Below are 13,526 nucleotides of genomic sequence, written 5' to 3' on the forward strand. Positions count from 1 at the left end.
TTGTGTCAGCGCACTTCGGCTGTTCGGACGTTAATTCCGTATTCATGCGGACCTGAACCGCGACCACTTGGGGGAAACGCATGGGCAAGACCGCGCTCATCACCGGCGTGACCGGGCAGGACGGCTCCTATCTCGCCGAACTGCTGCTGGACAAGGGGTACACCGTGCACGGCCTCGTGCGCCGCTCGTCGTCGTTCAACACCGAGCGCATCGACCACATCTACCAGGACCCGCAGGCGGAGAACCGGTCCTTCGTGCTGCACCACGCCGACCTCACCGACGGGGTCGCCCTGGTCAACCTGCTGCGCGACCTGCGGCCCGACGAGATCTACAACCTCGGCGCCCAGTCACATGTCCGGGTGTCCTTCGACGCGCCGCTGTACACCGGCGACGTGACCGGGCTGTCCACCCTGCGGCTGCTGGAAGCGGTGCGCGCCAGCGGTACCGAGGCGCGGATCTACCAGGCCTCGTCCTCGGAGATGTTCGGCTCCGCGCCGCCGCCGCAGAGCGAGCACACCCCTTTCCACCCGCGCAGCCCGTACGGTTGCGCGAAGGTCTTCGGCTACTGGTCTACGGTCAACTACCGTGAGGCGTACGGGATGTACGCCGTCAACGGCATCCTGTTCAACCACGAGTCGCCGCGCCGCGGCGAGACCTTCGTGACCCGGAAGATCACCAGGGCGGTGGCCAGGATCAAGGCGGGGCTGCAGGACCGGCTGTATCTGGGAAATCTGGACGCGGTCCGCGACTGGGGCTACGCGCCCGAGTACGTGGACGCCATGTGGCGGATGCTCCAGCGCGACGAACCGGAGGACTACGTGGTGGCGACCGGCGAGGCCGCCACCGTACGGCAGTTCGTCGAGGTGGCCTTCGGGCACGCGGACCTGGACTGGACGCGCTATGTCCGCCACGACCCGAAGTACGAGCGCCCCACCGAGGTGGACGCGCTGATCGGCGACGCGAGCAAGGCCCGCGACCTGCTCGGCTGGGAGCCCAAGGTGCGGGTCGCCGACCTGGCCGGAATCATGGTCGAGGCCGATATCCGGCAGGTCGCCGACCAGTTGGCGGGCGCCACGATCCGGATCGACAGATGAGCTGCCGGGCGCTCCCGGCGCCGCGTCCGACAGATGCCGTGATGTCGGACGACTTCACCGTACTTCACCGGTTTCGGCAAAAAGCGAGACCTCGGCAAGCGGAAGCCCCTACTCTGCGGTCCACCACAACGGCCGTTCCTGGCCGCTGCACATCAGGGTTCTGGGGGGCAACTCATGCGTAAACGGCTGGCAATACCTGCTGCCGCGATACTGGCGGCAGCGACGCTGGGGGCGGTGTCGTCACCATCGGCGACCGCGCTCCAAGCACCGGTCGGGCTCACCGCCGACAACCTGGGCACGTATCAGACCAACGGCGTGGTCTGGGCGATGGCCCAGGCGAACGGCATCGTCTACACCGCGGGGACCTTCTCCGCGATCCGGCCGGCCGGGTCCGCGGCCGGGACCGGCGAGACGGCGGTGGCGAATTTCGCCGCCTTCGACGCGGCGACCGGGCAACCGGCGGGCTGCCAGCTGAATTTCACCGTCGGCTCGAACAACGCGACGGTACGCGCGCTGGCCGTCTCGCCCGACGGCCACACCCTCTACGCGGGCGGCTTCTTCGGCCAGGTCAACGGGGTCGGGGTGAGCAGCCTCGCCGCGATCGACCTGGACACCTGCACGGTCAGCGGCACCTTCCACCCGGCGGTGGCGGGCACCGTGCGGACCATCGAGGCCACCGCCGGCACCGTCTACTTCGGCGGTGACGTCACCACGGTCAACAGCCAGTCCCGGGGCCGCTACGCGGCGGTCAGCAGCGCGGGCGCGCTGCTGCCCTGGGCGCCGACCGCCGACAACCCGGGCCGGGCGCTGGCGCTCACCCCGGACGGCCAGAACGCCATCCTGGGCGGCGACTTCAACACCGTGGACGGGGTCGACTCGCACTCCCTCGCGGTGGTCGACGCCTCGACCGGCGCGCTGGTCAAGGCGTACCCGACCGGCTTCATCGACGCGACCTCGGTGACCAAGGACATCGTGGTGGACGCGGCGAGCAACAGCTTCTACACCGCCAACGAGGGCACCGGCGGCGGGGTCTTCGACGGCCGGATCCGTTTCAGCCTCACCGACTTCAACCAGGTGTGGCGGGACAACTGCCTGGGCGCCACCCAGACGCTGACGGTCTACCAGACGGTCCTCTACAGCGGCAGCCACGCCCACGACTGCTCCAGCATGGGCGAATACCCCGACTCGGTGCGCAAGCACCTGCTGGCCGAGTCGGTGGACGACCCGCGTCTGCTGGCGTGGTTCCCCGACACCAACGACGGCATCGGCGAGAAGATCGGCCCGCGCGTGATGGCGCTCGCATCCTCGGGCGGCACCGACTACCTGTGGGTGGGCGGCGAGTTCACCACCGTCAACGGCGCGGCCCAGCAGGGTCTGACCCGCTTCGCCAGCGGCCCCGACACCGGGGCGCCGACCCTGCCGCAGACGTCGGTGACCAGCATCGGCCCCGGCTCGGTGAAGGTCAGCTGGCAGTCCAGCACCGACACCGACGACGGCCTGCTGACCTACCGGGTCTACCGCAACGGCGGCACCACCCCGGTCTACACCGTCACCGGCAGCTCGCTGCCGTGGATCCGGCCGCAGCTCACGTACACCGACACCAATGTCACCCCGGGCGTGAAGTACACCTACCGGGTCTCGGCGAGCGACGGCACCAACACCAGCGCGCAGTCGCCCAACGCGGCGGCGACCGTACCGGCGGCGGCGGAGGCGTACCCGACCCAGGTGCTCGCCGACGGGGCCTCCCTCTACTGGCGCTACGACGCGGCCTCGGGGTCGTACAACGCGGACTCCTCGACCGGCGACGACAGCGGGATCAGCGTCGGCGGCCCGGTGCACGGCGTGACACCGGGGGCGGTGCCTGGCTCCAAGGCGTACACCTTCAACGGCTCGACGCAGTGGACCTACAGCGACCGGCTGCACCCGACGCCCACGCAGTACAGCATCGAGACGTGGTTCAGGACGGACACCACGACGGGCGGCAAGCTGATCGGCTTCGGCAACAACTCCACCCACCCCAGCGGCAATTACGACAAGCACATCTACATGGCCGACAACGGCCGGCTGGTCTTCGGCGTCTACACCGGCGCCACCCGGACGGTCACCACCCCGACGTCCTACAACGACGGCGACTGGCACCTGGCGGTCGCCACCCAGGGCGCCGACGGCATGAAGCTGTACGTCGACGGTGTACTGCGGGCGCTGGACCCCACGGTCACCACCAGCCAGAGCTTCGACGGCTACTGGCACGTCGGCTACGACAGCCTGGGCGGCTGGCCCTCGTCGCCGACGAGTTCGTACTTCGCCGGTTCGATCGACGAGACCGCCGTCTACCCGGCGGTGCTCACCCCGGCGCAGATCGCGAACCACTACGCCCTCGGGACCGCCGGGTGATGCGGACCGACCGCGCGACCGCTGCCGCCGCCGTCCTCGTGACGGCGGCGGCAGCGCTGCTGCTCACCGGCTGCGGCTCCGGCGGCGGCGACCCGGCGGACAAGGCCGCCGAGCGGCCGACCGCAGCCGTCACGGTCTCCGCCGGCGCCCCCGCGACGACGCCCGCCGGTGCCTCCGCAGGCCCGCCCGGCACCGCGCCCGCGACCGAGGCACCCGGGTCGGCGGCCGACGCCCCCAAGGTGCCCGGCCCCCAGCTCACCCCGCCCGGCGGCGGCAGCTTCACCAAACAGCAGAAGACCTATCTGTCCGGCCGGGTGCCGCGGGGCACCGACCCCGTGGCGATCCTGGAGGGCGGCCAGGAGATCTGCGACCGGCTGACCCGTACCTCGCAGGTCGACAAGGCCGCGGCGGCGAGCGCGATCATCACCGGCGACATCAGCATGTCCGGCGCGTCCGCGGCCGTCAGCGCCCTGTGCCCCGACCAGCAGCCCGTCATCGACGCGGCCCGGCGCGGCTTCGGCGACGGGACCTTCACCGTCGCCGCCACGTCAGCGCCCGGCACGTCGGTCACGCCCGGCCGCTACCGGGCGCCGCACCCGTCGCCGTCCTGCAACTGGCGGGTGACCGGCGCGAACGGCGCCACCTTGACGTCGGGCGGCGCGGCCCGGCTGACCGTACCGGCCGCCGCGCGCGGCATCACGTCCAGCGGGTGCTACGCCTGGCTGGCCGCAGGAGGGACCTGATGGACAAGCTGCCGCTCGTCGTGGCGATACCGACCAAGAACGAGGCCGAGAACATCGCCCGTACGGTCTCCTCGGTGATCGGCCACGTCCAGGCCGTCGTCGTGGTGGACTCGCACAGCACCGACGACACCTGCAAGATCGCCGCCGGACTCGGCGCGGAGACCGTCGACTACGCCTGGGACGGGCGCTATCCGAAGAAGAAGCAGTGGTGCCTGGACCACGTCCACCCGGAGATCCCGTGGCTTCTCTTCCTCGACGGCGACGAGACACCGAGCCCGGAACTGCTCGGCGAACTGCGGGCCGCCTTCGCCGCGGGGCCGCCGTCGGTCGCGGCCTTCGACATCCCGCTGGGCTACTGGTTCGCCGGCCGGCGGCTGCGGCACGGCTACACCATCGTCAAGCGCGCGCTGATGGACCGCACCCGCTGCCGCTTCCCGGAGGTCGGCGACCTCGCGGCGCCGGGCATGGGCGAACAGGAGGGCCACTACCAGCCGGTGGCCGAATCAGCCGCGCGGCTGCGCTCCCCCATCGAGCACGAGGACCTGGATCCGGTGCGCACCTGGTTCGAGCGGCACAACCGCTACTCCGACTGGGAGGCGTGGCTCGAACTCAACCCGCAGGTCAAGGAGTCGATCAGAAAGGTCAAGACCCGGCAGGGGCAGCTCTTCCACAAGGTGCCGTTCAAGCCGCTGGTGTCCTTCGGCTACGCCTACGTCTACAAGCGCGGCTTCCTGGACGGCAGGGCGGGCCTCGACTACGCGCTGGCCATGAGCTTCTACCGCTGGCAGATCGGGCTCAAGACCCGCGAACAGCGCCCCCGGACGCCATGACCCCGGCGTAGACCTCCAGCAGTTCGTCCACGACCGCGTCGATCGAGAAGCGGTCGTGGATGAGCTGCCGGGCGGCCCGCGAGGCCTGTTCGTTGGCGGCCGGGTCCAGCAGTTCCAGGATCGCCCGGCCGACCAGCGGGCCGTTGTCCGCGTCCGGCGCGCTGTCGGTGATCCGGCCCGCCCCGGCCGCCTCGACGTCGGGCGACAGCCCGCCGGTGCGGGTCACCACCACCGGCAGCCCGACCGACATCGCCTCCAGGATCGACACGGCGAACGGCTCGACCACCGACGGCAGTACGTACACGTCGGCCGCCCGCAGCCGGGCCAGCACCTCGTCGTGGCCGAGCGCGCCCGGGCACTCCAGCGACCCGGCGACGCCGAGGTCGGCCGCCAACTTCCGCATCGGGCCGGTCAGATCACCGGTGTCGGGTCCCGCCAGCACGAAGCGGGCGTCGGGATACCGGGCGAGGACGGTCGGCATGGCACGCACGAAGTCCTCGGGCCGCTTGCGCTTCTGCACCCGGGCCAGATAGAGCACCGTCGGCGGGCGGTCGCCGCGCGGCGGGCGGTGGTCCTGCGGTGTCACGCCGTTGACCAGCCGGTGGAAGGTCCGCAGCGGGGTGCCGGGCACGACCGCCTGGACGCCGTCGCGCTCCATCCGCGTCAGGTGCAGGATCGCGTCGGCGCGGCGCAGCACCCGCTTCATGCCGAGCAGGTCGACGGCCTTCGCGAACAGCTTCTCCGTCGGGTCGATCATCCCGTGCGTCTGCACCACGAGGGGGACTCCGGCGTCCAGCGCGATCAGGGCGAAGGGCAGCGTGATCAGGTCGCGCATGAGGTGGACGTGGACCACGTCGGCGCCTTTGACCATGCGGCGGGCCCTGCCGAGCAGCGCGGGCGAGGTGATGCCGCTGACCTCGAACGCGGGCAGCACGTGGCGGGCCTGGTGCACGAACGACGGCACGCCTTCGACTTCCGTGGGCAGGGGGCCGGTGAATTTGTCGCCCAGCGTGGCGATGCGGGCGTCCACGCCTTTGCCGCGCAGGCCTTTGGACAGATTCAGCGCGACCCGGGTCGGACCGCCGAAGTCGTTCGTGGGCGTGTGCAGTGTCACGACATGCAGGACCCGCATGTCTCCCCCTCTCCCCCGGGTGCCCGCCGGGCACCCGCCAGAGCAGCCTAACCGGGTACGCCCCGCCGCGCGGCCCTTCGGCCGTTTTGTCGTCAGCGCTGTCGTCAGCGCTGTCGTCAGCCGCCGCGGAAGTGCGAGAGCGGCCGCGGCCGCGGGGCGGGCGGCCATAGACTCACGGCCGGGGGTGGGCGGATGGCGCTGAGTACGGGTGCGCGGGTCGGCGGGACGGCGGCGTCCGTGCCGCGCGCGGCACTGTCCCGCGCGCTGGCCGTACCGCTCGTCGTCGCGCTCATCGGCTTCCTCCCGGGCTATGTGATCGCCCAGACCGGCGAGGGCGTCCACGACTCGGCGTACTGGCTGCAACTGACGCTGACCGTCTACGCCGGCGGCCGGCTCGCCGCGATGGTGCTGGCCCGGCGGCGCCGGCTGATCCAGGGCGCGTTCTGGCTGTTCGTCTACGTCGCCATGGGCGTCGCCCCCCTCGCGCAGGAGGTGCTCGGGCAGGTCCCGACCCCGGTGGTCGGGCCGAGGTCCGACACCACGACCGCGATCACCCTGGTCCTGCTCGGCTGCGCCGCCTTCGACGTCGGCGCCCTGCTGGCCCGGCACCGCCCGGCGGCCCGGGTGCGGCGGGCGCGCCCGTCCGCCCAGGTCTCCCGCCGCAGGCTCTGGCTGCTGATCGCGGTCGCCTACCTCGGCAGCGCGGTCTCGATCGTCAAACTCGGCGGTATCGCCGTCTTCTTCACCAGCCGGCAGGCGATCAGCGAGTCCGTGCAGTCCAGCGGCCTGTCCGGCGGCGACAGCCATGTCGGCTCGGCCTTCGTCCGCGGCTTCGGCACCGTACCCGCGCTGCTCGCGCTGCTGTTCCTGGTGCGCTGGATGATCACCTCCCGGGTGCCCCGGCGCACCCCGCTGGCGATCGGCGCGCTCGGCGGCCTCGTGGTGATCAACGCGATCGTCAACAACCCGATCTCGAACCCGCGTTACTGGTTCCTGACGGTCGTGTTCTCGCTGCTGTTCACCGCTTTCCCCAGGAGCCCGGTGATGTATCGCGCGGCGCTGGTGACCGGGGTGGTCGCGGCGCTGCTGCTGTTCCCGTTCCTCGACCGCTTCCGCTACGACTCCGGCGGCTACCACCCGGTGCAGACCACGTCGGTGCTCGAACCGCTGACCATCAAGGACTACGACCAGATCGGGATGTTCGCGAACACCCTGACCTTCGTGCACTCCGGCGTCGGGCACGCGCACGGGCGGCAGCTGGCCGCCGACGTCTTCTTCTTCGTGCCGCGCTCGGTGTGGCACGGCAAGCCGCTGGACTCCGGGGTGCAGGTCGGCCGGTGGATGGGCATGACCAACACCAACCTGTCGTCGCCGCTGTGGGCCGAACTGTGGCTGGACTTCGGCCCGGTGGGGATGGGCGCCGGCTTCCTGGCGCTGGGCTATCTGTGCGCGCGCGGCGACCGGCGCTACGCGCAGCGGACGGTGGAGGACGGGCGGCCCGGTACTCTGATGGCGGTGGTGATCCCCCTGGTGTGCGGGTACTCGTTCATCCTGCTGCGCGGCCCGCTGCTCCAGGCGTCGGGCCGGATCGGCATCGCGGCCGTATGCCTGGCGCTGGTCACGACGTTCAGCGAGGACCGGCGGAAGATCCTGCGATGACCGCGTCGCCCGTGCCGTCCTGGGTCTGCTGCGAGGCGGCGGGCGCCGCGCGGCGCCTGAGCGCGGAGATCCGCAGCCACAGGGCGGCGGCCTTGAGCGCGGAGCCCAGGCACAGGCCCCAGGCGGCGCCGTAGACCCCGTCGACGCGGTAGCCGGCGAGCATGAGGACGACCGAGGCGAGGGAGAAGACCACCTGGATCGGCAGGGTCGCCTTCGGCTGGAGCACCCGCAGGGTGAGCAGGGCGCTGGTGCCCAGCGCGATGCCCGCGTACTGGCTGCCGGAGGCGGCGAGCAGCCCTGAGGACGCCGCCCAGGTGTCGCCGAGCAGCTGGCGCCCCACGTGGTCGGGCAGCAGCAGCAGGACGACCGTCCAGACCGCGGCGACCCAGGCCAGCGCGACGGCCAGCACCGCGGTGGCGCGGACCTTGCCGTCTGCGCCGCTCACCCGGTTGAGCAGCGGCGGCCCGAAGGCGGTGGCGGAGTTGAACAGCACGTTCATCGGGCCGAAGAGGGTGGTGGCGCCGCGCAGGGCGCCGACCGCGAGCGGGGCGGCGAAGAGTCCGAGGCCGACCACGGCGAGCTGGCTGGTGGCGTTGCCGACGCCGAACTCGATCACGAAGCGCTGCCCGAGGTGCCCGCGCCGGACGAATTTGCGCAGGTCCAGCGGCGCGTCCCGGACGTGCGGCCACAGCAGCGCGGCGGCCACCAGCAGCGCGGGCAGCGCGGACAGCCCCCATACCGCCACCAGCCGCTGCGGCCCGGCCCCGTGCGGCTGCACGGCCAGCGCGGGCACCGCGACCAGCAGCCGTACGGTGTCGCCGACCAGGGCGTAGTGCGGCAGCCGCAGGGCGGAGAAGCAGTAGCGCAGGCCGTCCTGGGTGAGCACGATCGGCAGGACGAGGCCGAGCACCGCGAGCCCGTGCGCGGTCGCGCCGTCCGTGAGGCTCAGGCCGACGGCCATGGTGAGGCCGATCGCGGTCGAGGCGAGGGCGGTGAAGGTGGCCGCGGACCGGCAGGCGGCCCGTACCCGCTCGCCGCCGCGTTCCAGCACCAGCGCCTGGCCGACGTAGGACACGCCGACGCCGAGCAGCACGGTGAAGATCATGTAGACCATCGAGAACACCGAGAAGCCGGCCGCGGTGGACAGCCGGGCGGCGACCACCAGCACGATGATGTTGGTGAACGCGGCCACGCCCTGGTCGGCCACCGAGCTGAGGATGGCCGCCTTGGAGCCGATGCCCGCGGCGCTCTCCGCGGTGTCGGCGCCGCCCTGGCCGCCGTCCGGGTCCGCGCCCGTGTCGTCGTCGGGCGCGCTGTCTGGGCCGGCCCCGGCCGCGGTGTGGTGCCGCGGGGCGGGGCCGCTCAAGGGACCGGGTGCCGCTCCGGCGGGGTGGTGACGGTCTCCCTCGGCAGTTCGCCGTCACGCCGGACGGCATGCGCGCTCGGCGCGGCCGGCCGGGGCCTGCGGCCGAGGCCGAAGCGGCGGGTGGTGCCCGGCTCCGCGGAGTGCAGGACCACGCCGAGGACGGCGGCGCCCGTCGCGTCGATGAGTTCGCGCACCCGCTCCAGGTCGGCGCGGTGCACGGCCCGCGGGTCGCACACCACGACGAGTCCGTCGACCCGGTCGGCGAGCGCGACGGCGTCGGCGTACGCGAGCACGGGCGGCGCGAGGACGACCACGACCGAGCCGGGCTCGTCGGCCTCGGCGAACAGCCGCCCGGCCGGCGCGGAGGTCAGGGCGCGGGCGACATTGCGCACCCGGCGGCCGGGTACGAGGTCGAAGGAGCCCGACTCCCCGGCGTCGATGGGGATCTGCAGCCCGGCGGGCCACGCGCCGTCGCCGGGCCCCGACGTCCTGGCCCAGCCGGGCCTGGCGCCGTCCGCGGTCCGCAGCCGGGTGGACAGCGCGGGGGTACGCAGGTCGGCCTCGACGAGCAGCACCTCCATGCCCATCTCGGCGAAGGACGCGGCGAGGTTGACCGCGACGGCCGCGGGGGTGTCACCGGTGCCGCGCGGCGCGACGACCAGGACCCGGCGCCGGTCGGCGAAGCGCTTGTCGTGGGTGAGCCGGAAGGCGATGGCCCGGTACTCCTCGGCGAGCCGCCCGTCGCCGCGCCCGCCCGCCAGCAGGCCGTTCGTGCCGCCGCCGTTCCCGCCGCCCGCGCCGCCCCGGCCGCGCAGCCGGGGCAGGGTGCCGAGCACCGGGGCGCCCAGCGCGCGGGTCACCTCGCTGTCGCTGCGTACGGTCGGGTCGAAGACCAGCCGTACCCAGGCACCGAGCAGGCCGAGCGTGACGCCGACGACCGCGCCGAGGCCGAGCATCATCGGCAGCCCGGGGCCCGCGGGCGCCGAAGGCGCGACGCCCGGTTTGATGACCACGCCCGGGGTGGTGTCCAGGGCGCGCAAGGCGCTGATGTCGGAGTTGAGTTCGATGATCCGGCTGAGCAGGTTGGTCTGCGAGGAGACCAGGGTGCCGACGACCTGGCTGCTCTTGGCGTGCTCGATCTGGTCGAGCAGGTCGTTGCGCTGGGCGACCATCGGGTCCAGCTGGGACTGGTAACTGGCCACCATGCGCGTGACGGTGGCCTTGGTCTGCGCCTGGCGGTCGTCCAGATAGGCCTTGGTGAAGGCGTTCACCCAGTCCGCCGCGCGCTGCGCGCTGCTCGCCGTGCACGTGAAGCGCAGTACCAGGGTGTTGGGCGGGTTGGTGATCTGCAGGCAGCGCGACATCGTCGCGACCGGCGCGTTGGCCGTCCTGGCCGCCGCGTCGGCGACGCTGCTGCTGAGCGCGCTCTGCCGCTCGGTGCCGATGTCGATGTTCTTGTCGGCGGTGGCCCCCGCCACGAAGGGGTCCTCGATAGCGGCCCTGACCCGCACCTCGCTCGTCGCCGTATAGGTGTCGGCGCCGCTGAAGGCGAGGTAGGCGCCGCCGAGCAGGCCGATCAGCAACCCGGCCACCAGCAGCGCCCGGTAGCGGATGAGCTGGCGGAACTGGTCGCGCAGCAGGTCGGGTTCGTCCTGCGGCTGCTCCGCGCGCGTTACGTCGGTCACTTGACCTCTGCCCCCTCGTCGTCCCCGGCCGCGGGCACCACCGCGGGGGCCGGGGGTTCGCCCAGCGCTTCGGCGAGCAGCGCGTCGATCCGCGCGAGGCCCGCTTCACGGCTCAGGTGCTCCCGTACGTAGACCGGTCCGCACGCGCCCAGCGCGTCGGCCCTGTCAGGATCATCGGCCAGTGCGCGCACCGCGTCCAGCAGCGCGCGCGGATCCTCCGGGGCGACCACGACCCCGGCGCCCGAGCGTTCGACCTCCTGCGCGGTGCCGCCGGCGGCGGCGACCGAGGCGAGCACCGGTCGCCCGGCGGCGAAATAGGAGGTGAGCTTGGACGGGATGCTCATGTCCAGCACCGACGCGCGCTGCGTGACCGCGAGCACGTCGGCGGCGGCGAGGATGTCGGGGAAGTCGGCGTCGTCGGCGGGCGGCGCGAACTGGAGGTTGGGCAGGGTGCCGGCCAACTCCCCCAATGCGCGGCGCTGATTGCCGTCGCCCATCAGGACGACCTGCAGTTCGGGGTCCAGCCTGGCCGCCGCCACGAGGACTTCGAGGCCCTGCTTGAGGCCCATGTTGCCCGAGTGCAGCAGCACCGTGCGGCCCGGGCGCCAGCCGAGCCGGGCGCGCGTCTCCTCCGGTGGGCGCGAAGGGCTCGCGACATGCGACCAGTTGGGTACCAGGCGGATACGGTCCTCGGGCACGCCCAGCGCGGCGACCTTCGGTATGAACGTCTCGTGGATCACGCCGACCAGGGTGGCCCGGCGCAGCGCGTACGACTCCGCCGCCCCGGCCGCGGCGGCGACCCTGCCACCGCCGCGAATCCCGCTCTGCGCCGCCGCCGCGCCCATCAGGTCCTGCACCACGGGGACGTACGGCACCCGGTGCCGGCGGGCGAGCCGGGCGCCGATGATTCCCCCGGCCAGGCTGGGCAGTTGGGCGACGACCGCGTCGGGCCTGCCCATCGCGGGCGGCGCGTACAGGCCGTGCCCGAGCACCGACGCCTCGAACAGCGCCCTGCGCACCGCGGTCTGCCGCGGCGGCACCGTGTGGCGGCGCCGGTGCACCCGCACCCCGGCGCGCTCCTCCTCCGTACGCCACACACCCGCGTAGGCCGGGTCGAGCCGCCACGCGGGATAGTGCGGCATCCCGGCCAGTACGTGCACCTCGGCGCCGCCGGCCGCCCAGTGCTCGGCGATCTGGGTGGCGTAGGGGCCGATTCCGGCATGCTCGGGTGCGTAGTTGGTGGAGACCAGCAGCAATCGGCGGCGCGCGCCGGAATCGGCCACGTGGTGTTCCTTCCCCCCAGAGACGAACAAGTGCCCACACTAGCCGTTCACCGGGGCATCACGCCCGGGGTTGCGAAGCGTTGGACTTTGGCAATTCGCCGCTTGACCGCGCGACGGCCCGGCTATCGTCTGAGACTCCGCACCGGCGGTGAGCGTTGTACGGTTTTTCGTGCGGCTGGGGGGTCGTGTCATGACACATCGGGTCGGTACGCATCGGGTCGGCTACGCACCGGGGGTCTACGACCTCTTCCACGTCGGCCACCTCAACATCCTTCGGCACGCCCGCAGCCAGTGCGACTACCTGGTGGCGGGCGTGGTCTCGGACGAGATGGCGCAGCTCGCGAAGGGCCGCAGCCCCGTGGTGCCGCTGGTGGAGCGGCTGGAGATCGTGCGCAGCGTGCGGTTCGTGGACGCCGCCTTCGTGGAGACGGTGCCGGACAAGGTGGAGACCTGGCGGCAGGTCAGGTTCGACGTGCTGTTCAAGGGCGACGACTGGCGCGGCACCGAGAAGGGGCTGCGCCTCGAACGCGACTTCGCGGCGGTGGGGGTGGAGATCGTCTACTTCCCCTACACCGTGCACACGTCGAGCACCCAGTTGCGCCGGGTGCTCGACGTGCTGGCCGAGCCGGTCAGATCGCCCGAAGCCCTCTGAACCACTTGGTGAGGAAGGCCGCGAGGAAGACGGCGTGCACGGCGAAGAGCGCGAGGTAGGCCCAGCGGAAGGCGTCCTGGCTGCCGAGCAGCAGGAAGACGGCGCAGAAGACGCCGTAGTCGACCGGCAGCAGGGCGACCGCGCGCAGCCGTGAGGGCGCGGCCTTGCTCCGCTGGTCCGCCGGCCGCTTCGGGGTGAGCTTGTCGGTCAGCAGGCCGCCGAAGAAGATCATGACGGCGGCCAGCTGGAAGCCGAGCGGCAGCAGCAGCCAGCCGTCGCCCGGCAGGGAGAAGTGCCGGTAGAAGGTGATCAGCACGGCCGCGTGCACGGCGGTGATCTTCGCGCAGTCCACCACATGGTCCAGCCACTCCCCCGCCGCCCCGCCCGCGCCGAGCAGCCGGGCGAGCTGCCCGTCGGCCGAGTCGAAGGCGAAGCCGACGGCGAGCGCGGCATAGACCGCGACGGCCAGCCCCCATGAGGGCGCCGCCACGGCGAGGGCGGCGACACCGCCGTAGCTGAACCCTGCGCTCACCAGGGTCACCTGGTTGGGCGTCATCCCGGCTCGGTACGCCCCCGCCGCGAGGACGCGCCCGGCGGGGCGGTTCACGTAGCGCGAGTAGAGCGATACGCCTTTGGCGGTCTTCTGGGCGCCGCGCAGCTGGCGCAGGGCGGCGGCGTAGCCCAGCGG

Annotated in this window: 11 protein-coding genes; 6 read left to right on the forward strand and 5 right to left on the reverse strand. The window is 72.5% G+C overall.

Features of this window, described 5'->3' with window-relative positions; genetic code table 11:
- The first annotated feature begins 80 nt into the window (after nucleotides 1-80).
- From gmd to V7E46_RS10435, 4 genes are all read left to right on the forward strand, one after another.
- Entirely contained in the window at nucleotides 81-1,094 is a 1,014-nt protein-coding gene (gmd, locus tag V7E46_RS10420) for a GDP-mannose 4,6-dehydratase (protein ID WP_329179462.1), read from the forward strand.
- A 174-nt stretch (nucleotides 1,095-1,268) separates the two neighbouring features.
- Nucleotides 1,269-3,488 (forward strand): LamG-like jellyroll fold domain-containing protein, encoded by a 2,220-nt coding sequence (locus tag V7E46_RS10425; protein ID WP_333768144.1) that lies wholly within the window; start codon nucleotides 1,269-1,271, stop codon nucleotides 3,486-3,488.
- Nucleotides 3,488-4,231 (forward strand): hypothetical protein, encoded by a 744-nt coding sequence (locus V7E46_RS10430; RefSeq protein WP_333768145.1) that lies wholly within the window; start codon nucleotides 3,488-3,490, stop codon nucleotides 4,229-4,231. Before V7E46_RS10425 ends, V7E46_RS10430 begins: the two co-directional genes overlap by 1 nt.
- Nucleotides 4,231-5,061: a glycosyltransferase family 2 protein gene (locus V7E46_RS10435; RefSeq protein ID WP_333768146.1), complete on the forward strand. Its 831-nt coding sequence runs from the start codon at nucleotides 4,231-4,233 to the stop codon at nucleotides 5,059-5,061. Before V7E46_RS10430 ends, V7E46_RS10435 begins: the two co-directional genes overlap by 1 nt.
- Here the strand turns inward: V7E46_RS10435 and V7E46_RS10440 are convergent.
- The gene (locus V7E46_RS10440; RefSeq protein WP_333768147.1) at nucleotides 5,027-6,193 is read right to left on the reverse strand and encodes a glycosyltransferase; all 1,167 of its coding nucleotides are present in this window, start codon (nucleotides 6,191-6,193) and stop codon (nucleotides 5,027-5,029) included. The genes V7E46_RS10435 and V7E46_RS10440 overlap by 35 nt on opposite strands.
- 192 nt (nucleotides 6,194-6,385) lie before the next feature.
- On the opposite strand from V7E46_RS10440, the gene V7E46_RS10445 reads away from it, so the two are divergent.
- The gene (locus V7E46_RS10445; RefSeq protein ID WP_333768148.1) at nucleotides 6,386-7,852 is read left to right on the forward strand and encodes an O-antigen polymerase; all 1,467 of its coding nucleotides are present in this window, start codon (nucleotides 6,386-6,388) and stop codon (nucleotides 7,850-7,852) included.
- On the opposite strand, the gene V7E46_RS10450 is transcribed toward V7E46_RS10445, so the two are convergent.
- The 3 genes from V7E46_RS10450 to V7E46_RS10460 form a co-directional block, all read right to left on the reverse strand.
- Nucleotides 7,821-9,089 (reverse strand): hypothetical protein, encoded by a 1,269-nt coding sequence (locus V7E46_RS10450; RefSeq protein WP_333768153.1) that lies wholly within the window; start codon nucleotides 9,087-9,089, stop codon nucleotides 7,821-7,823. The two genes, V7E46_RS10445 and V7E46_RS10450, sit on opposite strands and share 32 nt — an antisense overlap.
- A gap of 125 nt (nucleotides 9,090-9,214) precedes the next feature.
- On the reverse strand, nucleotides 9,215-10,903 hold the full coding sequence (locus tag V7E46_RS10455) for a lipopolysaccharide biosynthesis protein (RefSeq protein WP_333768149.1): 1,689 nt from the start codon (nucleotides 10,901-10,903) through the stop codon (nucleotides 9,215-9,217).
- On the reverse strand, nucleotides 10,900-12,153 hold the full coding sequence (locus V7E46_RS10460) for a glycosyltransferase (RefSeq protein WP_333768154.1): 1,254 nt from the start codon (nucleotides 12,151-12,153) through the stop codon (nucleotides 10,900-10,902). Before V7E46_RS10460 ends, V7E46_RS10455 begins: the two co-directional genes overlap by 4 nt.
- Nucleotides 12,154-12,376: 223 nt before the next feature.
- Here V7E46_RS10460 and V7E46_RS10465 point away from each other — a divergent pair, with 223 nt between their 5' ends.
- The gene (locus V7E46_RS10465) at nucleotides 12,377-12,838 is read left to right on the forward strand and encodes an adenylyltransferase/cytidyltransferase family protein (RefSeq protein ID WP_329179449.1); all 462 of its coding nucleotides are present in this window, start codon (nucleotides 12,377-12,379) and stop codon (nucleotides 12,836-12,838) included.
- Here V7E46_RS10465 and V7E46_RS10470 read toward each other — a convergent pair.
- Nucleotides 12,816-13,523: a CDP-alcohol phosphatidyltransferase family protein gene (locus V7E46_RS10470; protein ID WP_333768155.1), complete on the reverse strand. Its 708-nt coding sequence runs from the start codon at nucleotides 13,521-13,523 to the stop codon at nucleotides 12,816-12,818. The genes V7E46_RS10465 and V7E46_RS10470 overlap by 23 nt on opposite strands.
- Nucleotides 13,524-13,526: the final 3 nt, after the last annotated feature.

The organism is Streptomyces sp. IBSBF 2435 (assembly GCF_036815005.1).
GTDB lineage: Bacteria > Actinomycetota > Actinomycetes > Streptomycetales > Streptomycetaceae > Actinacidiphila.